The organism is Microcoleus sp. A006_D1 (assembly GCF_036702805.1).
GTDB lineage: Bacteria > Cyanobacteriota > Cyanobacteriia > Cyanobacteriales > Microcoleaceae > Microcoleus.
Map to the genome: position 1 here is coordinate 276,226 of NZ_JAUBVZ010000007.1, position 20,299 is coordinate 296,524.

A 20,299-nucleotide genomic window follows, 5' to 3' on the forward strand; every position below is an offset into this window, starting at 1 on the left:
TTATGAATGACGTACAGGGCGAGCAAGGTTTTTCTATTTACAGGCTGCGTTGGATTGGCTACGGTCTATTAATTCTATCTTTATTAGATACGATCGCAGTTTTGATACCAGCAAATTTCGGCAATCGCGTCTGGGAATTGCAGACGATTGGCGCTGTAGTGGAACGAGTACCAGTTCCTCTGCTGGCAATGGCGCTGATATTTTTTGGAGAAGGATATGACCGCCGACGTTTGGAAGACGTTTTTTTAAAGGTTTTGTCTTGGGTTTGTCTGCTGCTGGCGCTGGTTTTTCTGTTGATGCTGCCTTTGGGAATTTTTGGCACAATCTACGTTAACAACCAAAATAACAAGCAAATTACTACTCAAGCCAACCAACAATTAGCTCAGTTGCAGCAGGTGGAAGAACGGCTAAATAAGGGTACACCTGAAGATTTAAAGAATTTGGCGGGGGAACTTACCCGTTTGGGGGTACAAGCGGATACCCAAAACCCGCAGGAATTGAAAAACCAAATTCTTTCGAGAATTACTCCGGCTAAGGAACGGTTGCAGAAGCAAAGCGCTGCGGTTGAGTCAAATCAGCGCACGGGGTTATTTAAAAATGCTATTAAGTGGCTGCTGGGCGCGCTGATTTCTAGTGTTTTATTTTTCACTATCTGGCGCGGTACTGATTGGGCTCGGTAGTATTTTGAAGTTGGGTTCGGTGCGCATTGCGCACCCTACAAAGTTAAGAATTTAGGTGCTGAGTGATCGTATTTTCTAGTTTTTCGGCAATGCCTTCAATCCAATTTTCATCTTGTTTGGTGTAGCTGCGGGGCGCGTTGGCACCTAAGATTAAAACTCCTTGACTTCCCAGTGGCTGACAGATGACTCCTTGAGTATTTTCGGGCAAGTAGTCAAATTCAATTTTGCCGGGATAAATATCGAGCTTTACTAAATAAACTGGTTTGTTTTTGTCGATCGCTCGCTGCAATATTGGCCCTGGTTTGACTTCGGGATTGATGCCTAAGATGCCGCGCCGCAATAAAACTTTTCCTCGATACACAATGACGATCGCCCTTGTGGCGGTATTTGTCAAGAGCAAACGCGACGCCCAGGCTAATTCTAGCTTGACGGCCTCGGGCAAATCCGGCGCCAACTCGAAGCCTTCAGAGCCGATAAGCTGCACGGAATCGGGCGATCGCGCTTGCACCTGTTGCCACAACAAACCTGTTAAAATCAGCAGGGCGCTGATAATTACTCCCAAAGCGTCCGATCGAGCTTGAGAGTCTGTAATTTGCGGCGTCAGCAAGCGGTTGACCATCAGCAGCGTACCTGCTAACCCTCCCGCAACTAAGGGCAATTGCCGCAAAACTTTATTTGGGTCAGATTTGGTCATTAGTCATTGGGCATTGGGCATTGGCCAAACAGGGCATTGGCCAAACAGGGCATTGGCCAAACAGGGCATTGGGCATTGGGCATATCTAGTCCGGTGGATTGACTGCAATCAGTAAGGTTCGTTCGTAGTGCGGACTTCAGTCCGTTCCTTTTTGCGGACTGAAGTCCGCACTACGAACCGATTTTGTGATGGTAATCGATCGGACTTGAGATCGTTAATTATTAAGGCATCACGCACTCGCTCACCAAGAAACCGGGTTTTTTATCGAGATTGAGGATTTTAACCAAGTATTTTGGTTAAAAAACCCGGTTTCTGGACACCCGTGCTTAAGTTCTATAAATTGGTATTTGGTAATTTAACAACTGTCAACTGCCAACTGCCAACTGTCAACTGCCAACTGCCAACTGCCAACTGCCAATTGTCAACTGTCAACTGTCAACTGCCAACTGTCAACCGACTTCGCCAATTTCGACAATTCGCTGGAAGAGATAGCCTGTGCCGCGGGCGGTGAGAATTAATTCAGGATTGCTGGGATCGTCTTCCAACTTTGCCCTAAGTCTAGAGATGTGAACGTCCACGACGCGGGTGTCTACGTGGCGTTCTGGCGTGTATCCCCAGACTTCCTGCAAAATTTCCGATCGCGAAAAAGGCTCTCCAGAACGGCTGACCAGCAGTTCTAACAAGCTGAATTCCATGCCTGTGAGCCGAATTCGTTCGTCGCCTTTGTAAACTTGGCGCTTGTTGGTGTCAATCCTAATGTTGGTGACTTGGATGACTCCAGAGCTGGGAATGCCGGACGTGCCGTTTTTGTCAACCCTCCGCAGTACCGAACGGATGCGCGCTTCGAGTTCTTTGGGAGAGAATGGTTTGACGACGTAATCGTCGGCGCCCAATTCTAAACCGGTGATGCGATCGGCTACGTCTCCCAAAGCGGTTAGCATGATGATGGGTACGTCTGATTCTTTGCGTAACTCCTGACAAACGCCGTAACCGTCGAGCTTTGGCATCATCACGTCCAAAACTACTAAGTCGGGTTCGGTGTTGCGAAATGTTTCGAGAGCTTCTTCGCCGTCAGCAGCGGTGACGACATCGTAGCCAATCATGGAAAGGCGAGTCTCCAGAATGCGCCGGATACTGGCTTCGTCATCGACTACCAGAATTTTTTCTTTATGATTTTCCAAGTTACCGAGCACTCCTTAAGTTACATTTCAGATAATGTTATTTTTTTTTACCCTATCATAGAAGGCACAAACTCATTGGCCTGTGGCGATCGGTCTGAAAGCTTGATAATTGCTTTAACTCAGACTTTTTCAAATGTTAAGGTTGACTATTTATCATATCGGTAAACAATGCCTAAGCCTCGAATACAATATATTTGCCGGGAATGCGGGTATGATTCACCACAATATTTTGGCAGGTGCCCTAGCTGTCATAAGTGGGATTGTTTTGACGAGCAGGTAGAACCACATACTGCTGGCGGGCCGCGGGCTGGTTTGACTGGGGTGACAACTAAGGGACTGCACGGTTCGCCTCCTGATAAGTCGAAGGGTCAACCAAAGGTATCTTTTAGATTATCGCAGATTTCTGACCAAACTCAGTCTCGCTGGCCTTCTGGCTACGGGGAGTTCGATCGAGTTTTGGGAGGTGGGATTGTTCCGGGCTCGCTGGTGTTGATTGGTGGGGAACCGGGAATCGGGAAATCGACGCTGCTTTTACAGGTGGCGAATATGTTGGCGCGCAAGGATCGGATATTGTATGTCAGTGCGGAGGAGTCTGGCCAGCAAGTGAAATTGCGATCGCAACGTTTGGGCGTGGCTAATCCGGTTGATTTGTCAAGTAATGGCGGAAATAAATCTGGTAGCAATGGGGAAGCTAAAACGGATTCGGAGGATAATTCGGCGGAGAATTTCTACTTGCTTCCAGAGACGGATTTAGAAGTTGTTTTGCGGGAGTTGGAATCGCTGAAACCGAATGTGGCGGTGATTGACAGCATCCAAACTATTTATTTTGCTAGGTTAACATCAGCTCCTGGTTCGGTGGCTCAGGTGCGGGAATGTACGTCTGCTTTGATGCAGGTTGCGAAAAGGGAAAATATTACTTTGTTTTTGGTTGGTCATGTTACTAAGGATGGATCTTTGGCGGGCCCACGGGTTTTAGAACATTTAGTAGATACTGTACTTTATTTTGAGGGCGATCGCTTTGCTTCTCATCGGCTTTTGCGATCGATGAAAAACCGTTTTGGCGCTACTCATGAAATCGGTGTTTTTGAAATGGTAGCCAACGGTTTGCGAGAAGTAGATAATCCGTCGGAGTTGTTTTTGGGGAATAAAGATGAATTTTCGCCGGGTACTTCGACGACGGTTGCTTGTGAGGGAACTAGACCGATTTTAGTGGAGATTCAGGCGTTAGTCAGCCCTGCAAGTTTTGGTGCGCCGCGCCGTTCTACTACTGGTGTGGATACTGGTAGATTGCAGCAAATTTTAGCTGTTTTGGAGAAAAGGGTGGGGATTCCTTTATCTAAATTGGATGTGATTGTGGCTTCGGTGGGTGGGTTGAAGGTGGAGGAACCGGCGGCGGATTTGGCAGTTGCGATCGCAATTGTGGCCAGTTTTCGCGATCGGGTAATTGATGCGCGCACAGTTTTGCTCGGAGAAGTTGGTTTGGGAGGACAGGTGCGGCCAGTTTCCCAATTAGAGTTGCGGCTGAGGGAGGCGGCGAAATTGGGGTTCAAAAGGGCGATTATTCCTAAGAATCAATCCGTACCAGAGTTAGGGATGGAAATTATTCCGGTGGCGAAGGTGATTGATGCAATTATTGCAGCGATTCCGGCTACTCCGACTCAGTTGGAGTCTGATGATATGGAAGTACAGGCTGTTGATTTGGAGGAAGAGGATTTATCATATTGAGTTAGAATAGTGATGTTGTAAATTGATAGTAAGGAGGCACGATTTATGTATCAAGTAGATGTTGTTGAGGCAAAAGAAAAGCTTCTGGAATTAATCGAAGCGGCGATGAGAGGTGAAGAAATTGAGATTACTCAATATAACCAGCCTGTTGTAAAATTGGTAGGGATTCCCAAACAAGCTAAACCCGATCGACAACCAGGAAGTGCTAAAGGAATGGTTTGGATGTCCGATGATTTTGATGAACCGCTAGAAGAGTTTAAGGAGTACATGGAATGAGGCTGTTGTTGGACACTCATGCCTTTATTTGGTACACGACAAACAGTTCAAGGCTCAGTATAACAGGGCGATCGCTAATTAATAAAGGAGATAACAATATTCTCCTCAGTACAGCTAGCGTCTGGGAAATGGCGATTAAGCACAGCATAGGCAGGCTAAATTTTAGTATGCCTTTTATGGAGTTTGTCAAGCAGCAGATCGCAGTTAATAGAATTGAGATACTGGAAATAAGTTTCGACCACATTGAGGTTGTGGCTTCACTGCCTTTGCATCACCGCGATCCATTTGACAGGCTGATAATTGCCCAATCTATGGCGGAACAGATACCGTTTTGAGCGTTGATGTTATTTTTGATGCTTATGCGATCGCGCGGCTGTGGTGAATTAAGTTATTATAAAAATAAAGAGGCCAAGATGAAACATTTTAGAATCATCATTGAAAAACATTCCGACGGTTATGTAGCCTATCCCCTTGGCATCAAAGGAGCCGTAGTTGGTGAAGGTGACACCTATGAGGAAGCCTTAGCTGATGTCAAGTCAGCTATTCGCTGCTATATCGAGATATTTGGTAAATGAGCAGGAGGTTCCTGTGAAACTGACTTACGATGCGAGATACAACGTAGCTTATATATACCTGCAAGAAAAAACCGCACAGGTAGAAACTATCCAGGTTAGCCATCGAATGAATGTGGACATTGCCCCCGACGGTACTATTTATGGAATTGAATTACTCAATGCCAATCAACAATTAGGGGCAGATCGTCAAGGAAAATTGATTGTTGTCAACGAAGCTTTGGGAGAATCTGCCGAGATTAAACTGGCACTATAACTGCCTTCAGAAATTTATGTAAAATACTGATTAAAACATACCATGAAAGCCTACGAGTTTCCAGCAAGAGTCACAGATGAAGGGAAAATCGAATTTCCCGATACCTTCTTAAAATACTTGGCAGCTAACCAAGAAGTCAGAGTTATTGTTCTGGTGAAAGAGCCAACTGACACTGAAGAGGAAAATGCTGCTTGGCATCGTCTTGCTGCTGAGCAATTATTGGCAGGCTACAGCGAGGAAGATGCTATCTACGATAATATTTGAAATATGCCAAATTATCAATCAGGAGAAGTTCTCTTACTGGCGCTACCTTTTGCTGATGTAACAACATCAAAACTCCGTCCTGAGTTAGAGAAAGAATGCAATAGATATGGTATGATCTTTTATAAATTTAAAAAAATCCCTAACTTACCCATCAATACCACAGAAACCGGGTTTTTTACCGAGATTAAAGGTGTTGATGCAGTATTTTTGTAAAAAACCCGGTTTCTAGGTACTCGTAGGTAAGTCATAAAATATATTTCGCAATTTTTTGAAGTGCGTTTTCACTAAAACATGAACAAGTCAAAAAGACGCAAAAATCAGTGGTCAAATGAACTAAACGACATCATTCGAGGTGCTTCGGGCGGATTTTTGTTCGGGATTCCGCTGCTTTATACGATGGAGGTTTGGTGGATCGGTTCCTCTACTAAACCAGCGCAAATGTCGATCGCCATTGTAACTACTTTTGCAGTCGTTTTATTGCTGACTCGCACCGAAGGTTTTCGCAAAACTAAGGACATCCGCTGGCGAGATGCTGCAATCGATACCGTAGAAGCGATCGCGATTGGCATTGTCTGCGCGGCTTTTGTCCTGTTTTTGCTCAGGGAAATTACGCTGGATACTCCGCTGCAAGAAACTTTGGGTAAAATCGTCTTTGAAGGTTTGCCGTTTTCCTTGGGAGTGGCCCTGGCAAGCGGTTTCTTGAGCGGCGATCGCTATGAAAGCTCAGACAGCGAAAACGAACCTACCATTAATCCAACTGTAGCAGATATCGGCGCTACTTTAATCGGCGCGATGATCATTGCTTTCAACATCGCCCCAACTGACGAAATTCCCATGCTAGCGGCAGCGATTACGCCGCCTTGGCAATTAGCAATTATCGCCGCTTCGCTGCTAATTTCCTACGGTATTGTATTTGTAGCAGGCTTTACTTATCAAGCAAAACGGCAGCAGCAGCAAGGAATTTTTCAGAGTCCCCTCAGCGAGACTGTAATGGCGTATTTAGTATCGCTGGTGGCTTCTGCATTTATGTTGTTTTTCTTCCACAAACTCAGTTTTGACGACCCCTGGTCGGTTTGGTTGGGCTATACGTTAGTATTGGGATTGCCGGCGACAATTGGCGGCGCGGCGGGGAGGTTGGCAGTATGAGTGAAAGTAATAACGAACAGCAACACAAAAGAACTTTTGCTGAATGGGTGACATTTGCGATCGCCTGTTCGATCCTGTCTACCCTCACCGGACTCGTACTCTACAACTGGGCAACTAAAAAGCAGGAACCTCCGGTGATTTCTGTCACTCGCAACGCCCCAATTCGCGAAACCCAAGGGCAATTTTACGTGCCGTTTAAAGTTACTAACACGGGCGGCGAAACGGCCGAATCAGTGCAAGTTATAGCTGAACTGCGCGTCAACGGCGAAGTCTTGGAATCCGGCGACCAACAAATTGATTTTTTGTCAAGTGGCGAAACTGAAGAAGGAGCTTTTATATTCAGCCGCAACCCTAGTCAAGGTGAATTGATTGTGCGATCGAGCAGTTATCAACTGCCTTAACAAATATCGGATTCGGCGGTTTCAATAGCTCAAAAGTTCATTGATATCATCTCCCGTAAATTACCAGCAATACAAAAGGTTCGTAGTGGGGAATTCAAGTCCTCTGATTTATGCGAACTAAAGTCCTCACTACAAACCAATCGCCACTTGATCTACCGCTTCACCATACTGTGTTCCCACTTCCAAACACAGCTAGAAATCAAATTCGTGCAGACATGAGCCGTAATTGGCACTAACAAATTGCCAGTAGCTAAAACACTGTAACCCAACAGCAATCCGACAGCCGTTGCCCAAACAGCATAAGGCCACTGATCCATTCCTCCCAAGTGCAGAATACCGAAACTAAAACTCGACAACACTAAACCGGTAACATTCAATCCCAAAGCAGACAGCATCACGCCTCGAAATAGCAATTCTTCGCTAAGTCCCGGCAGCAGTCCCAGCCAAATTAAATCTGGCCAAAATAGGGGTTTGAGGACTACTTCTAAGTAAATGTCAGCACTCCGGCGATAACCTGGCCAAAGGCGATATACGATCGCACTTCCGCCTGTAATTGCCAATCCGATCGCGCATCCTGTGAGCAAATCCATTCCGATCAATTTGACTGGCAAAAGCGATACCGATCCAAATAGCAACCACAATTTAGCTACCGCCAGCAACATAATGGCTGTCACGCCCATTGCTACTAAAACTTGAGTGCGCGTCAACGGTTCAATTTCGGGAGTTTCGGGAAGTTTTTCTGGCACTTAATCTATTTTATATTTTAGGTTTTAGATTTTAGATTTGTTTAATTGAGTCAGACAAACACCGCAGGGAGGAGATGTCTGCACCCAAGGAAGCTGGACTGATGCCGGCTCGTAAAGCGACCAAAACTCCGATCGCCTCTAAATATGAGTTTACCTGCAAAGCTTTGATTCCGAGTTTTTCTGGGGAAGCTTGCATTTGAGTTTTGTTGTCGCCCACAGCGATAATTTGTACGGACGATCGCCCGCTCAAACTCAGAATAGCACTGCCACCGCACGCTGTGGCGGGTATCACCACCGCATCGACTCGATCGGCAGTAATTGATAATTGGCTGTGTTCCTGGGCTTTCTGCGTTGTAAACTGGGGAGCTTTGCTGAGGCCCGCGAGCACGCAAGGTAAGAAAGTATACCCGATTTCCTCCGCAGCCGATCGCGGGGACAGGTGCGGATCGAGGGGAAGCGCAGACAGGGCAGGGGCGTGGGCGCAGGGGATTTTAAATGTTCTGACGATCAGGTGACTGATCACAGCTTCCGCGCCTGCTAGGGGGTCAACTCCTTTGCCGTGGCGGTAGTTTTCGAGGGCGAGGCTGCCTTCATCTTCGGGAAATCTCGCCACAACTGCGATCGCCTCGACTTTGGCTTGTGCGATCAATTTGTCGGCGGCGCGTAGTAAACTGTCGGGATTGCCGATCGTCCCCCAGGATGCCCCGGATTCTGAAGTACGTAATTCTACTTGCAAAGGGCGATCGGTTAAAACACAATCGGTTATATTCAAACCCAATGTAGCTCTAGCAGCATCAACGGCTTGCAAGTGGCGCAACTGCAACTCCGGTTCGATCGCGGAATCTAGGATTAAGCCGATGCGATTTTGATGTACCGGTTGCAGGCCCCAGCATCCGGCAGCAAATTTGTCAAGGGCGTAGCCTTCGACGTAGAGGGCGTTAGGTATTGGCCAATAAAGCTGAGCGCCGTTGAGGACGTTGGGGTGAGTAATCAGGGTGTCTGAGATTTGGGCGATCGCCCTAGCAACGGGCAGCGCATCGCCTGCAAAGCCCCCGATCGAGGCTCCAACGCCTGTGGGGACTATCAAAACCACTGTTAAAGGGCGGGGGTTCACGCTACTGCGGGGGATGCTTCCACGAGCACGTAGCCTTCTACCAGGGCTTTTTGGCGATCGACATCCACGTCTGTGACTGCCCAGCGCAGGGGTTCGCCGTGCTTTTGCAGTTCAGTTTCAATGGCTGAGTGCAATTCTTCGGCGGTGTCGCGGAGGTCAACTTCTGCGGAAATGAAATGGGTGGTCATCTTGTGATCCATAATGGTTTTACCGCGATCGGTACTTCGGTACTTAAGTAAATTTTAGCTTAGTCCTAGGATTTACCGAACTGGCGATCGTACACAATGTCTTCTTTTTCGGTTTCTATCTTCAAGTGCGATCGGGGAAAAGAAACGCAAAGCAATACATAACCTTCTGCCTGAAGTTCGGGACTAACGCCCATGCAATCAACTTGCTTTACTTGACCCTCAATAACTTTAGCAGCGCAAGTAGTACAAACCCCCGAATTGCAAGAGTTCGGCAAATCAATGCCAGCGGCGATCGCAGTTTGCAAAATTGGTTGATCTTCCGGCACTTCTACGGTATAGGTGCTGCCTTGGTGAAGTAATTCAACGGTGTAAGTTTGAGACATATTTCGATTATTGGTTTTAATTCCCAATTGGAATCTACGGTAGATTTACAAACAAAGCAATCAGTATTTTACCGCTGTTGGTGATTCTGTGCAAGTTGACAACTACATTGTTTATTGCTAATAATTTTCATTAATTGGCTGAATGGGCGATCGCGTCCCGCCCCGCAAGCTACGGCATTTTGTCAAGCATTTCTTCACAAATTATCACGAACAGCACGGGCGAACTCTGCCAGAAAGCAGTTAGATGTAACTAAGTAACTAATGTTTGCATTCAACCCAACAACTCATCAACAGCAACACTAAAACCCGGCAATACTAGCTGAGTGCTGATTGTAGAATCCAAGTTAAAAGTTAACTTTTGATTTTGAGTCATTATCAATATCCAGCGACTTTCTGGAAAAACAATCCAAACTTCCAGACAACCCGAATCTAAATATTCTTGTGCTTTGAGAAATATATCTTCTGCAATATCAGTAGGAGAAACAATTTCAGCAATTAACAGCGGACTTTGAGGAAAAGTAGGAACATCGCCATATTCAGTAACAAGTTCAGCAGTCAGATAAGCAACATCAGGACGACGCACTCGCCTGTCAGTGCGACAAGGTACTTCCGTATAAACTTCGCCACCTTGTCCGCTAGATATCTTGTAATTTCTCCAAGAATAATCTAGTCTAGATTGGATTCGACTGTGTTTTACTGTCATACCATTTTTCTCCGCGATTTGCCCGTCCACCCATTCCATATCATCGGGGGGACTGGCGATGAAGTCTTCTAGAGAAAGATTTTCTGATAAAACGGCTGTCATTACCATAGCCATTTACTCCAATTTGCAGAATTCACTAATATTATAGCAATCTTTGGTGATAGGTAATAGGTAATAGGTAATAGTTAATAGGAACTAACCAATGCCCAATGCCCTATGCCCTATGCCCAATGCCCTATGCCCTATGCCCTATGCCCTATGCCCTATGCCCAATGCCCAATGCCCAATGCCCTATGCCCTATGCCCAATGCCCAATGCCCAATGCCCAATGCCCAATGCCCAATGCCCTATTTACTCAATATCAATTTGATTCGGTGGCTTCGGTTGATTTTGTTTGTCATCCTTCAAAGTTTTACGCCCAGAAGTAGCATAATCCTTGTACAAATCCACAAACATCTTTGTCAACTGCTGCAAAGAAAGTTGTTCCCCATTAATTTGAGCTTTCATATAAGCTTTCAGCACTTCAATGTAAGCCAAACCAAGAGCAAGCGTGAGAGTTGCCGCTGTTGCACCGGAGATAGCACCGCCAACAATAGTACCAGCACCCGGAATCATTTTAATCAAATTAGTCACAATACTTCTACCAACAGCAGTCACGCCGCCAGCACCGCTAATAGCAGACAGCATTGCCGAGATAAACCCCTTATCAAAAGGCATTCCAAAAATCACAGTAATATTAGCAATCATTGCCGTTTGCATCGTCATCAAAATCGGCGCATCAGCAAAGGGGACAGGAGTCGCACCGATAATCGCAGAACCAGCAACATAAGCACTCAGATACTTAAATGCCATATCCGATTTGAGTGCAATATTCGCAATTTGTTCTTTGACAAAAGCTTTTTTGGCTACTTCTGGCAGTAGTTGAAAAGTTGCATCAACCAACTTGTCTAAACCGTGAGATTTTACGGTATAATCCTCATCAATTTCTTCCGGTTCAGCCATCACAGGGATGATTTGACTGACTGGCAAATTCATGTGTTCCAGTTGTTTGAAAAACTCGCTCGGCTTTTTAGATGTCGTCTGAGTCAGCACTAAAATCACTGGTACATCTATAACTGCCATTTCTTTTAGCCAGTTGTCCTCCACAGATTCTATTCTATTGGCGCTGTGATTAATGCAGTACCAAATTACGTGAATATGTTCTTTTGGATGCAGGAGTCTTTGGTCTTCAATTAGTCTGGCAACGTTTAATTGAACCACTTTAATTTGTTCGGTATTGAGTTCTAGTCCGGGAGTATCGTAGACTGTAATTGGACAATTCGGTTTTGTATATTGGCGGATGCCTTGAGTTACGGGGCGGCCGACTCCGGTTTCTGCTAAGCGTTGGCGAAAAACGGAATTGATCAGGGTACTTTTGCCAACTCCAGTTTTCCCGATGACTAAAACATTGCACTGTCCCACTTGATTTTCTGCGTCTTTGAAGGCATCGTAACTGTTGATCAAAAGTTCGTCTAGGGAAAAGTCATCTGACATGGCGGTTTGCTCCGAATTATTACTAAATAGGACTTACGCACGGTAGTCAGAAACCGGGTTTTTTTACGAAAATCCTTGATGATAGTCCACAGATTAGGTAAAAAACCCGGTTTCTTTGGCCTTGAGGTAGTCAGAAACCGGGTTTTTCACGAAAATCCTTGATGATAGTCCACAGATTAGGTAAAAAACCCGGTTTCTTTGGCCTTAATGGGTAAGTCCTCTTAAAAATATTGTAGCAATTTGATTTGAGAATGCCCGCCGAATAGAATTCCGATGCTCTAAAAACGCAGTTTGGATGGTTCGCGGACTAAGAATCAAGGAGTAATTTACTATATTTTAATATTTTAAGCTAACAATTCATCGACGGCAATGCTAAAACCTGCGAGAACTTGTTGAGTGCTGACTGTTTCGCCCGCTCGAAATCCCAATATTTGATTTTGTGTCACCACGAATACTAAATGACTTTCAGGAAAAACCAGCCAGACTTCCTGACAGCTAGATGCTAAATATTCCTGTGCTTTGAGAAATACATCTTCAGCAATATCGGTAGGCGAAACTATTTCAGCAACTAAAGGGAAACTCTGCGGCAAAGTTGGAACATCGCCGAATTGTGCAACTAATTCGGGTGTGAGATAAGCTACATCGGGACGGCGAACTTGTCGGTTTGTGCGGCAAGGTGCTTCGGTATAAACTTCTCCTCCTTGGCCACTGGAATCTTTGTAATTTCCCCAACAACGACTTAGCTTGGATTGAATTCGACCAGTTTTCAGTGTCATGTCATTTTTCTCTACGAGTTGTCTGTCCACCCATTCCATGTTGTCTGGCGGATTGGCCATGAAATCTTCTATGGTAAGATTATCCTGTACGGTGGCAGTCGCCAGCAGAGCGGTTTCCTCGATTTTGGGTAATTCGCTGATAGTCGCCAGCATAGGTGTTTCCTCGATTTTGGATAGTTCGCTAATACTATTATGGCTGATGTGGTGGGAATTGTTGGGATGATTTGAACAGATATTGTTACAGGTAACGTTCGCAGTTCGCACACTACAAAGTATCTCTTATTGATTATCACCGAGTTTTCTGATTAAAAATCTGACTTCTTCGAGTAGAGTATTAAATCTCTGGTCGTTTTCTAATTTGTACTGTTGAAAATCCTCATTCCGCCGTCGGATTTCTTCATCCCGTTGACTGTCTCTTTCTAAAAGAGCATTAACAGCACCTACCAGCATATCGACATTGCGATTAGTTTGTTCGATATTCTGAGTCGTTCTATCTACAGTGGAAGACAAATCCTCAACAGTAGAAGCCAAATCATCCATCATTTCGTCTGTCCAGCGTTCCGTTGTCATTTTTTTTTCCTCGGCTTGTTTTCTAGGGATATTTTAGGTAGTCCAATTATATTTTAGCGATCGCCCTTTCTGAAATATTGTGCTACAAATTAGAAATGTTCGAGCACGTATTTTTCCTGTATATAAACATTCCGCAGCGACTCAACTGCAATTTGCGGCAACATAAATTTAATTACTCCCACCAATCGCCCCCAGTCGAACAATTCAGGAACCGAAACGGCTTGATGAAATTTCTGTGCATAGAAATCCACCCAAAAATCCGGTGCATTTCTCTCTTTTTTGCTGGCCATCCGCCGCTTCCAGTAACCAAAATCTAAACCTTTGGGCGATTCTACTCCCAAGATTGGCGGTAAGTCGGCGTAGCTGACAAAGCGACTCATGCCTTGGGCGTGCACGTAAAGGATGTGCCGCCACCGCTCGATGCGATATATTTGTTCTAGCTTGATTTTGAGGAGACGCGCGATCGCCTCTTTAGTCGCAAATCGGCTCAAGGGATGAACGGGGGTTGATTTTCGCGAAAAGTTTGCTAACATAGTCTGTAATTGTTTTAGATGAGTAGTTGACGTGTCGTTTACGGGTGTTTGAATTCTCGGAAAGCGGTAGTTGACCTCCTTGAAAGCAAGAATTTGATTTGAACAGGCGATCGTCTTTCAGTTTTCCAGACGTTGGGGCGATCGCTTTTTACGATAAAATTATTATCTGACCTATATAGAACATCTGTCAAGAGCTTATGGGCTTAATTAGATTGCGGATTCGAGAATTTGCGGACGAGAAGGGTTGGACGCTCAAAGAAGTGTCCGATCGCTCTGGAGTCGTGTATAGTTCCCTGAGAACCTACGCGCGATCGCCCGGATTAGCAACGATTGACGTGACAGCCTTGGACAAGTTGGCGAGGACTTTTGACGTGATGGTCGAAGATTTGTATGAGATTGTGGAAGATTAGTCGATCGACCTTGACGATAAAATCCTTAAAAACTAAATCTGGTTTTTTGTCAATGGGTTTAATTAGATTGCGGGTAAAAGAGTTGGCGGCGGATAAGGGTTGGACGCTGAAAGAGGTTTCAGAGCGATCGGGAGTGATCTACAGCACTCTGACAACCTATTCGCGTTCTCCGGGGATGGCAATGGTTGATTTTACGTGCTTGCTGAAGTTGGCGCGGACGTTTGACGTGATGGTGGAAGATTTGGTTGAGGTAGTGAAAGAGTAGCGGACATATTTACATTCAAACAAAGCGTCTGAATTACTCCAGACGCGATCGAACTTTTATCAACTCAATATTGCTCGACAGTTGCCAACATCTGATACCAATGAGACTATTTTGATGAAGTGATTAGTTCAGGCAATTGTTCGTGACCGGCCCACCAATCATCTAACGATATAGACACAAGTTGTACGTCATCGGAATTACTCAGGGATACTGGGGGTGAATCTGACCAAATTGTTCTGTATATAAAATCAATTATTTCTATGATATCATCGCTATCGTAAGGGTAACGACCGCCAGAAAAATCTTCATAATTCACATCAGGATGTGTCAGCAAATATTCAAATGCCAGTTTCAAATACTCCAAGTCATCGTGATTGCTGGCGTTTTGTTTCATCCACTGAACTAATGGCAAATATTCGGGCATTTCATCCGGCGGTAGTTCGTGATGATTGAACCACGCAACTGTTATGTCAGATAAATAGTGATTCACCATTGCTGCACTAATTTTCATAATTATTCCTTCTCAAGGAGTTACTTTAACTTTTAGCAAAGACTTAAGATAAGTATAAACTAACTCTCTTTTCCAGAGGATTGATTCATAATCAATTGTCATAGGATGGATGGTAACATTAACACCGTTTTCTTGAGTTTGAAGTCGATTTAGTTTGTCCTGAGATTTGACATAAGTATCTCTAGGTACATAAAATCTGACTTCACCTCCTCCATTTTCCTGAAGATAGTTAGCATATTTCTTAGCTGCTTTTTTGATCGAGTTAAGCGAACTAGGTTTATAGGCTTTGGCATCACAAATTACACGGTGAGATTTTAGATAAAAATCTGGTTTACAGTAGTCTTTGCCATTTTTAAAGTAAAATGTAGGTTTAATTTGCAAACTTGACTGAAGATTTTCTATATCATCAGAGTCTAACAGCATTTTTAATAATGCTAATTCTCCTTGATCGCCTTGTAGTTGTTTACTCGGTTTTTTTTGATAATAGTCACTCGCGGGATTTTGGGTTAAATCTGTGAGTCTTTCTGCTGCGTTGGGATTTTCATATAAAATCCAAGAGTCACCGGGAATGTTAGCGAGTTCGAGGGCTAACCATACAGGTAAACCTGATGCAATCGCTGTTGTTAAATAATTCTCTGTTTGCGCCATCGCATTTTGAAAAACGGCATCATTCACAGCCGTATTTTCCAATTGATTTTTGGGAGAAATGATTGAAGGTGAAAAACTCTGATTCCCAATCATCGCCTGAATCAATTCTATCTGATTCTGACTTTTTTTTAAGCCGCTCATTCCCTCAAAACAGGCTTCCAGAATCTCTGCAATCTCTCGTCTTAGCTCGTAAACACCACAATCAGATAAAGATTGAGCGCGACTTTGCACCTCAGCCAAGCTATTAATAACTTGACTGAGCATTGACTGAAGTACATCGCACTCTTCGTTAATTCCCATTAGCCCCCTACAGTTTTCATAATATCCTCAGCTTGTCCAGTGGCTACATTTAACGTTTTAATTGCTTCATCACAAATTTCATAAATCTGCTGAACTTTAGATCGTGCTTCAGCTAAACTGGCATCTGGTAGCTGCCCTGCTTGTGATTTAGCATCATCCATGAGTTCCATGATTTGATTCAGTGTTTTTTGAAAGTCTTCTACTTGACCTACTAAATCGCCCATAACTTACCTCACTACATTTGTTCTGTCATTTTAATACAAATTTGTTAATCAAACAAGCTATCTTTAGTCCAGATATCTTTGGGGACGTAAGGAGTAGCAATAAGTTTGATTTCTGCCTCTAAACCTCGATAAATTGCCCTTCCTTTGGGATTAACTGGTAAATTACCTGCGCGATCGTCATCCAGTAGTCTAGTGCTAATAGTAGATTGGACGCGAAAAACAACCCGCTCGTCAAGATTGTATAATATTGGACTGGGAGTTACGTTTGGATCGGCAGGTTGTTGAGTACAGTAGAACATATTAATATCGGCAATGCGAGATTTCAAAACCAAAGTCTCTAAATCTCGATAAATGTTAGCTTTAATCGACCTTTCTGCGTTGACAATTGATGCAGCTTCATCAATAAATAATAGGATTCTATGATCCTGAGTATTACACTTGGCTCTCAATTGAGCTAAGCTTTCAACATCGTGAGTCTTTATATCGTTAACCCGTTGCTTATATTTTTGTACAAGGCTATTCAGGAGAGAGGCGAACTCGTCAAATTCTGTGACGAGTTTAACATTTGGATAACGTCTGCTGATGCGATAATAATCTAAGCCTTCCTTAAAGTCGGCAATGTAAATTTCTCGTTCTGCTTGGATTTTGTGACTGGCATACAAAAACTGATATATCATGGAATTGATAAAGTTGGTTTTGCCAGAGTTTGGTACGCCAGCTACTAGCCGATGGGCAATATCTTCATAATTAGATAGACAAGGTTCTCCACTTTCCTCAACTCCAACTATATATGTATCTTCATTAATTAAATGACCGTATTTTCTGATGACATCCTCAATGGGTAAAATATCTGGCAACATTTTTACTGTTTCTTCAAATGAAGTTGTATTATTCACTTGGGAAACTGCAATGCGGAAAAATCCAGTGATTTCTTGAGCACTTGCTAACCGATGCAATGGTTTTAAATCAACTATCCGAGAAGGGGGCGGAGTTGATGACAACTTCGCTAAAGCTGAACCGTCTGAAACAGTATTATATAGTTGCGGTAGATTTTGATTGGGTTCGGAATTGAGGCCACCTGTCAATAATGGTGCGTTGGGAGCACTGAATGATGGTTTATCTGGGAGATTTGCAGAATTGCTACTGAATTTTCCTAAGCCTTTTTTTTGTGGTTCTATGGCATTTTTAATTAACTTTTCACCAATGTCTTTTTGCCACCCTTCCCACTCAATCGCGGTGGAAATTTCTACTTTTTTTGTGGCTTCCAAGCTTTCGGAAAATGCGGGGTTGCTTTTGTTGACTTTGACAATTCGGGGTTGTTTTCCGTGAGGGGTTTCTTTGGTGGCGTGCTCGATGAGGGTACTGAGGACGACGGAAGCATCGCCCCAATTTTCTGCTAAGGCTTTGATACTATATTGGAATAAGTCACTGCTGGGATATAACTGTTGGTATTTTTGATAGAGTGCTAAGGTGACAGATAGAAGGTTGTCTTTTGTGCCGCTGGCGTTGACTTTTTCTAATTGAGCGAGCATTTGGTTGATGGCATTTACCCAGGATTTTTGATTGGGGTTGTCATAGGTTTGGAGGGTGATTTCTAAAATTAGTTTGCTGTCGGCGCGCTGGATGACATCGCAGACTGCTGACATATCATTGGTGGGATTTGCCTCGAAGAAGTGAGGTAAGTAGTAATTTTGGGGTTCGATTAATTCCTCATGTTTGAGTATTTCGCCAATAATTTGCACCCAGTCTAAGTTTTGGCAGATGCTAAGGTTGGGTTGAGGGGTGAGGGTGAAGAATTCGCTTAATTTGCCTTTGGTGAGGAGGCTAAGGATTTCTTGGGAATGTTCTTCGGTTTGGGTGTTGTGGGGTTGATTGATTAGGAGGTATGTTTTGAGTTTGGGGGAATTATCTGGGTCATAGATGTACCGGAGGGAAATTGTTAGGTTGGTACCGAGGCGGCGGATTAGCTGTTGTTGGGTTTGTAGGAGGTTTTTACGGAGTTCAGTTGGGCTAGTTTCCCGATCGCTCCGTTGAGGGGAAATTTCATATATGGGAAAAGTTTGCTGGATCATTTATTTCCAATTATTAGATATGTCGTCCGAAATACGTTGTATTTTTTTTGCCTTGTTTTTGAGTTGAAAGGCAATGATGTATCTCCAAATACCATTGCCAAGTAAAAGAGTACCGAAAAGATAAAAAAGAAATTCCATAGATTAAAAATACTCCTGGTTATTATGAAAATTTATTCTAATAACACTTCTGTTTTCCAACAGAACCACTACGAAACTGACTTTGCATATAGTTAGCAAACCCTTGAGCATCGTTAGAATTGCCAAATGAAGCTACTTGTATTTGACCCTGTTTCTTAGCTGTTTCTAGACTCTGTGCGCTTTCAATATCCGTGCAATAATTGGATATAACAGTATTCCAGTTAGAATCGCTGTATTTGATAAATACAGGATACCAACATTTGTTCGGAGTTGAAGAACTACCACAGGTACTTTTAGGAAAACCCATAGTATAAGATGTGCTTATGCTAGAGCCACTGGAACTAGAGTTTTGACTTTGAAAAGCTTTCGATATAGGGACGATCACAAAAAATCCTAGCGCAATAACTCCTAAACCCCACTTAATGAATCCCCATGCGTTCTCACCTCCCATGTTTTTACTTTTATTAATTAGTTCACTGTATTTGCTATTCATTTCAGACAATAGCTTATCTTTGACTGATGACAGGTTTTTTTCTAATTTTTTGCACTGATTATAATTTTCATACTCATTACTATTCCTTGCTTCCAAATTCGGGATAGTTTTTATTTTTTCATGTATGTTCAGATTATTCTCGATGGCTGAGATAGTTTTCTCTATCTGTGACTGATAGAATTTAACTTTTTGTTGGATTTCCAATGTCTTTGATTTTTGATCTTCTAGTTTTTTAATCCATTCGCTGATATTTGACTGGTTGATTTGCGACTGATCTTCTAAAAATTTTACCAATAACGTAGATGATTGGTTTTGCCACATCGGTAAATTTTTGGCAGACTCTATAGCACTCAAAAATATCCCAGGAATGTCATTTTGATTCAGCATTGATGAGGATATATGCGTTTCTATCTGCTGAATAGTTAAATTTTCAGGTTCAGGTCGATCTATATCTAACTTGTACTCAAGAGCGACCAATACTGTATTAGCATCAGGCTCTACTTCAGCTAAGTTCTGCTCCTTATAAGGAATCAACAACTTCACTGCAACATTTCGCAATTGTTCATCTTCCAATAACAATTTACTCAAGGTAGTCAGTTTCTTTAAATCACTGGCATTACTAATTATTTCTGCGGTAACTATTCTTAAACTCATTTCATGACTACTCTCAGTCAAAAAATCTTCCAAAAGCCCATAAATAAATTCCTCAATCTCAGCAGATTCTTTAAAAATTAACCCTGCTTGCCGCAGCGCCGCTTCCTGTACAATGCTATTGGGTGACATCAATCCCAAATACACCCCTCGCCCGTGTAATTCGTGAACGACATCTCCTACTAACTCCTGATAATTCGGAGAGTTGTCATCACCAGCAAATAACTCCTCAACGGGCCCGTAAACCCAAAAATCTCGGTTTCTATCATATTCTGCCGTTGTTTCCCCTGTGGTGTTTAGGCGCTGAATTCTGTTGATTTCCACCAGCTTACGATCGCGAATTTCCCTGCGAATGCGATCGACAGGTTCAGTGAAACCGCCCCCTTCTCGATGTTGTAAATCCCTCGGAGAATATCCAATGTCTTCCAGGAGTTTCGCCGCCGCCCATCGAGTCAAATCCCTGCTACTATCCCCTTTTTCGTTGACTTCCTTGGCGATATCTTTAAGCACATCCCAGTCAGCTAGATCCTGCTTGATGTGAGCGTGTTGTGCTGCACGACCCAAACCTTGCAGCGCCAGAGCCCGCGTCGTTAGCAATGCTTTCTCTTTCAAGATGTTGGCGAACCAAGGAACAGCCCCATCGGGATCTGTTTCGGCAAAATCGAAGTATTGCTGGATTTGATCTCCCACATTTCTGAAACGATCTGGGAGACCGCCTCCACCTGGAATGTTTGAAAGGTTACTCATGGTGATATCGCTGGCGATCGACTCAAAGCACTTTTGAGTATGATACATTACAACCTCAGCTTTCTGCAAGCGAAATAGTAAATGTATATTTAGCTACAA

The 20,299-nt window shown here is 43.7% G+C and carries 28 protein-coding genes; 12 read left to right on the plus strand and 16 right to left on the minus strand.

The window, feature by feature from the left end:
- Window positions 1–2 precede the first annotated feature (2 nt).
- Window positions 3–680, plus strand: coding sequence for an HpsJ-like protein, cyanoexosortase A-associated (gene hpsJ-A, locus QUB68_RS15440; protein ID WP_332993914.1), 678 nt, complete (start codon window positions 3–5; stop codon window positions 678–680).
- A gap of 43 nt (window positions 681–723) precedes the next feature.
- Here hpsJ-A and QUB68_RS15445 read toward each other — a convergent pair whose 3' ends face one another.
- Both QUB68_RS15445 and rpaB read right to left on the minus strand, forming a co-directional pair.
- Window positions 724–1,374, minus strand: a complete 651-nt coding sequence (locus tag QUB68_RS15445) for a cofactor assembly of complex C subunit B (RefSeq protein WP_332993916.1) — start codon at window positions 1,372–1,374, stop codon at window positions 724–726.
- Between the two features lie 449 nt (window positions 1,375–1,823).
- The gene (gene rpaB, locus QUB68_RS15450) at window positions 1,824–2,555 is read right to left on the minus strand and encodes a response regulator transcription factor RpaB (protein WP_332993918.1); all 732 of its coding nucleotides are present in this window, start codon (window positions 2,553–2,555) and stop codon (window positions 1,824–1,826) included.
- A 168-nt stretch (window positions 2,556–2,723) separates the two neighbouring features.
- On the opposite strand from rpaB, the gene radA reads away from it, so the two are divergent.
- The 9 genes from radA to QUB68_RS15495 all read left to right on the plus strand — a co-directional run bounded on the left by radA (window position 2,724) and on the right by QUB68_RS15495 (window position 7,195).
- Window positions 2,724–4,280 carry a DNA repair protein RadA gene (radA, locus tag QUB68_RS15455; RefSeq protein WP_332993920.1) on the plus strand — a complete coding sequence of 519 codons (1,557 nt, stop codon included), beginning with the start codon at window positions 2,724–2,726 and terminating at the stop codon, window positions 4,278–4,280.
- A gap of 45 nt (window positions 4,281–4,325) precedes the next feature.
- Window positions 4,326–4,556 carry a type II toxin-antitoxin system Phd/YefM family antitoxin gene (locus QUB68_RS15460; RefSeq protein WP_332993923.1) on the plus strand — a complete coding sequence of 77 codons (231 nt, stop codon included), beginning with the start codon at window positions 4,326–4,328 and terminating at the stop codon, window positions 4,554–4,556.
- Entirely contained in the window at window positions 4,553–4,891 is a 339-nt protein-coding gene (locus tag QUB68_RS15465; RefSeq protein ID WP_332993925.1) for a type II toxin-antitoxin system VapC family toxin, read from the plus strand. The genes QUB68_RS15460 and QUB68_RS15465 overlap by 4 nt, the downstream gene beginning before the upstream one ends.
- Window positions 4,892–4,969: 78 nt before the next feature.
- Window positions 4,970–5,131 carry a type II toxin-antitoxin system HicB family antitoxin gene (locus QUB68_RS15470; protein ID WP_332993926.1) on the plus strand — a complete coding sequence of 54 codons (162 nt, stop codon included), beginning with the start codon at window positions 4,970–4,972 and terminating at the stop codon, window positions 5,129–5,131.
- A gap of 13 nt (window positions 5,132–5,144) precedes the next feature.
- Window positions 5,145–5,384: a DUF2283 domain-containing protein gene (locus QUB68_RS15475; protein ID WP_332993927.1), complete on the plus strand. Its 240-nt coding sequence runs from the start codon at window positions 5,145–5,147 to the stop codon at window positions 5,382–5,384.
- Window positions 5,385–5,426: 42 nt separating this feature from the next.
- Window positions 5,427–5,648: a hypothetical protein gene (locus tag QUB68_RS15480; RefSeq protein WP_293219978.1), complete on the plus strand. Its 222-nt coding sequence runs from the start codon at window positions 5,427–5,429 to the stop codon at window positions 5,646–5,648.
- Window positions 5,649–5,651: 3 nt separating this feature from the next.
- Window positions 5,652–5,861, plus strand: coding sequence for a hypothetical protein (locus QUB68_RS15485; protein WP_332993930.1), 210 nt, complete (start codon window positions 5,652–5,654; stop codon window positions 5,859–5,861).
- Window positions 5,862–5,939: 78 nt separating this feature from the next.
- On the plus strand, window positions 5,940–6,794 hold the full coding sequence (locus QUB68_RS15490) for a TIGR02587 family membrane protein (RefSeq protein WP_332993932.1): 855 nt from the start codon (window positions 5,940–5,942) through the stop codon (window positions 6,792–6,794).
- Window positions 6,791–7,195, plus strand: coding sequence for a TIGR02588 family protein (locus QUB68_RS15495; RefSeq protein ID WP_332993934.1), 405 nt, complete (start codon window positions 6,791–6,793; stop codon window positions 7,193–7,195). Before QUB68_RS15490 ends, QUB68_RS15495 begins: the two co-directional genes overlap by 4 nt.
- A 152-nt stretch (window positions 7,196–7,347) precedes the next feature.
- Here the strand turns inward: QUB68_RS15495 and QUB68_RS15500 are convergent, their stop codons facing one another.
- The 9 genes from QUB68_RS15500 to QUB68_RS15540 all read right to left on the minus strand — a co-directional run bounded on the left by QUB68_RS15500 (window position 7,348) and on the right by QUB68_RS15540 (window position 13,741).
- Complete coding sequence (locus QUB68_RS15500; protein ID WP_332993935.1) at window positions 7,348–7,941, minus strand: CPBP family intramembrane glutamic endopeptidase; 594 nt, start codon at window positions 7,939–7,941, stop codon at window positions 7,348–7,350.
- A gap of 31 nt (window positions 7,942–7,972) precedes the next feature.
- The gene (locus tag QUB68_RS15505) at window positions 7,973–9,055 is read right to left on the minus strand and encodes a DUF3326 domain-containing protein (RefSeq protein WP_332993938.1); all 1,083 of its coding nucleotides are present in this window, start codon (window positions 9,053–9,055) and stop codon (window positions 7,973–7,975) included.
- Window positions 9,052–9,243: a hypothetical protein gene (locus QUB68_RS15510; protein ID WP_332993940.1), complete on the minus strand. Its 192-nt coding sequence runs from the start codon at window positions 9,241–9,243 to the stop codon at window positions 9,052–9,054. The genes QUB68_RS15505 and QUB68_RS15510 overlap by 4 nt, the downstream gene beginning before the upstream one ends.
- A gap of 65 nt (window positions 9,244–9,308) precedes the next feature.
- A complete protein-coding gene (locus QUB68_RS15515) occupies window positions 9,309–9,626 on the minus strand; it encodes a 2Fe-2S iron-sulfur cluster-binding protein (RefSeq protein WP_332993941.1) in 318 nt (105 codons plus the stop codon).
- A gap of 271 nt (window positions 9,627–9,897) precedes the next feature.
- Window positions 9,898–10,443, minus strand: a complete 546-nt coding sequence (locus QUB68_RS15520; RefSeq protein ID WP_332993943.1) for a Uma2 family endonuclease — start codon at window positions 10,441–10,443, stop codon at window positions 9,898–9,900.
- A 237-nt stretch (window positions 10,444–10,680) separates the two neighbouring features.
- Complete coding sequence (locus tag QUB68_RS15525; RefSeq protein WP_332993945.1) at window positions 10,681–11,862, minus strand: YcjF family protein; 1,182 nt, start codon at window positions 11,860–11,862, stop codon at window positions 10,681–10,683.
- 344 nt (window positions 11,863–12,206) lie between these two features.
- Window positions 12,207–12,743, minus strand: coding sequence for a Uma2 family endonuclease (locus QUB68_RS15530; RefSeq protein ID WP_442923094.1), 537 nt, complete (start codon window positions 12,741–12,743; stop codon window positions 12,207–12,209).
- A gap of 174 nt (window positions 12,744–12,917) precedes the next feature.
- Window positions 12,918–13,208: a hypothetical protein gene (locus QUB68_RS15535; RefSeq protein WP_332993948.1), complete on the minus strand. Its 291-nt coding sequence runs from the start codon at window positions 13,206–13,208 to the stop codon at window positions 12,918–12,920.
- 89 nt (window positions 13,209–13,297) lie between these two features.
- Complete coding sequence (locus QUB68_RS15540) at window positions 13,298–13,741, minus strand: hypothetical protein (RefSeq protein WP_332993951.1); 444 nt, start codon at window positions 13,739–13,741, stop codon at window positions 13,298–13,300.
- Between the two features lie 197 nt (window positions 13,742–13,938).
- On the opposite strand from QUB68_RS15540, the gene QUB68_RS15545 reads away from it, so the two are divergent.
- Window positions 13,939–14,151, plus strand: coding sequence for a helix-turn-helix domain-containing protein (locus QUB68_RS15545; protein ID WP_332993953.1), 213 nt, complete (start codon window positions 13,939–13,941; stop codon window positions 14,149–14,151).
- Window positions 14,152–14,203: 52 nt separating this feature from the next.
- Window positions 14,204–14,416 carry a helix-turn-helix domain-containing protein gene (locus QUB68_RS15550; RefSeq protein WP_332994137.1) on the plus strand — a complete coding sequence of 71 codons (213 nt, stop codon included), beginning with the start codon at window positions 14,204–14,206 and terminating at the stop codon, window positions 14,414–14,416.
- A gap of 106 nt (window positions 14,417–14,522) precedes the next feature.
- Here QUB68_RS15550 and QUB68_RS15555 read toward each other — a convergent pair whose 3' ends face one another.
- The 5 genes from QUB68_RS15555 to QUB68_RS15575 all read right to left on the minus strand — a co-directional run bounded on the left by QUB68_RS15555 (window position 14,523) and on the right by QUB68_RS15575 (window position 20,269).
- On the minus strand, window positions 14,523–14,927 hold the full coding sequence (locus tag QUB68_RS15555; RefSeq protein WP_332993955.1) for a hypothetical protein: 405 nt from the start codon (window positions 14,925–14,927) through the stop codon (window positions 14,523–14,525).
- A gap of 12 nt (window positions 14,928–14,939) precedes the next feature.
- The gene (locus tag QUB68_RS15560; RefSeq protein ID WP_332993957.1) at window positions 14,940–15,815 is read right to left on the minus strand and encodes a hypothetical protein; all 876 of its coding nucleotides are present in this window, start codon (window positions 15,813–15,815) and stop codon (window positions 14,940–14,942) included.
- A gap of 59 nt (window positions 15,816–15,874) precedes the next feature.
- Window positions 15,875–16,099 (minus strand): hypothetical protein, encoded by a 225-nt coding sequence (locus QUB68_RS15565; protein WP_332993960.1) that lies wholly within the window; start codon window positions 16,097–16,099, stop codon window positions 15,875–15,877.
- A 44-nt stretch (window positions 16,100–16,143) separates the two neighbouring features.
- A complete protein-coding gene (locus QUB68_RS15570; protein ID WP_332993962.1) occupies window positions 16,144–18,171 on the minus strand; it encodes an FtsK/SpoIIIE domain-containing protein in 2,028 nt (675 codons plus the stop codon).
- A gap of 175 nt (window positions 18,172–18,346) precedes the next feature.
- Entirely contained in the window at window positions 18,347–20,269 is a 1,923-nt protein-coding gene (locus QUB68_RS15575) for a hypothetical protein (protein ID WP_332993964.1), read from the minus strand.
- Window positions 20,270–20,299: the final 30 nt, after the last annotated feature.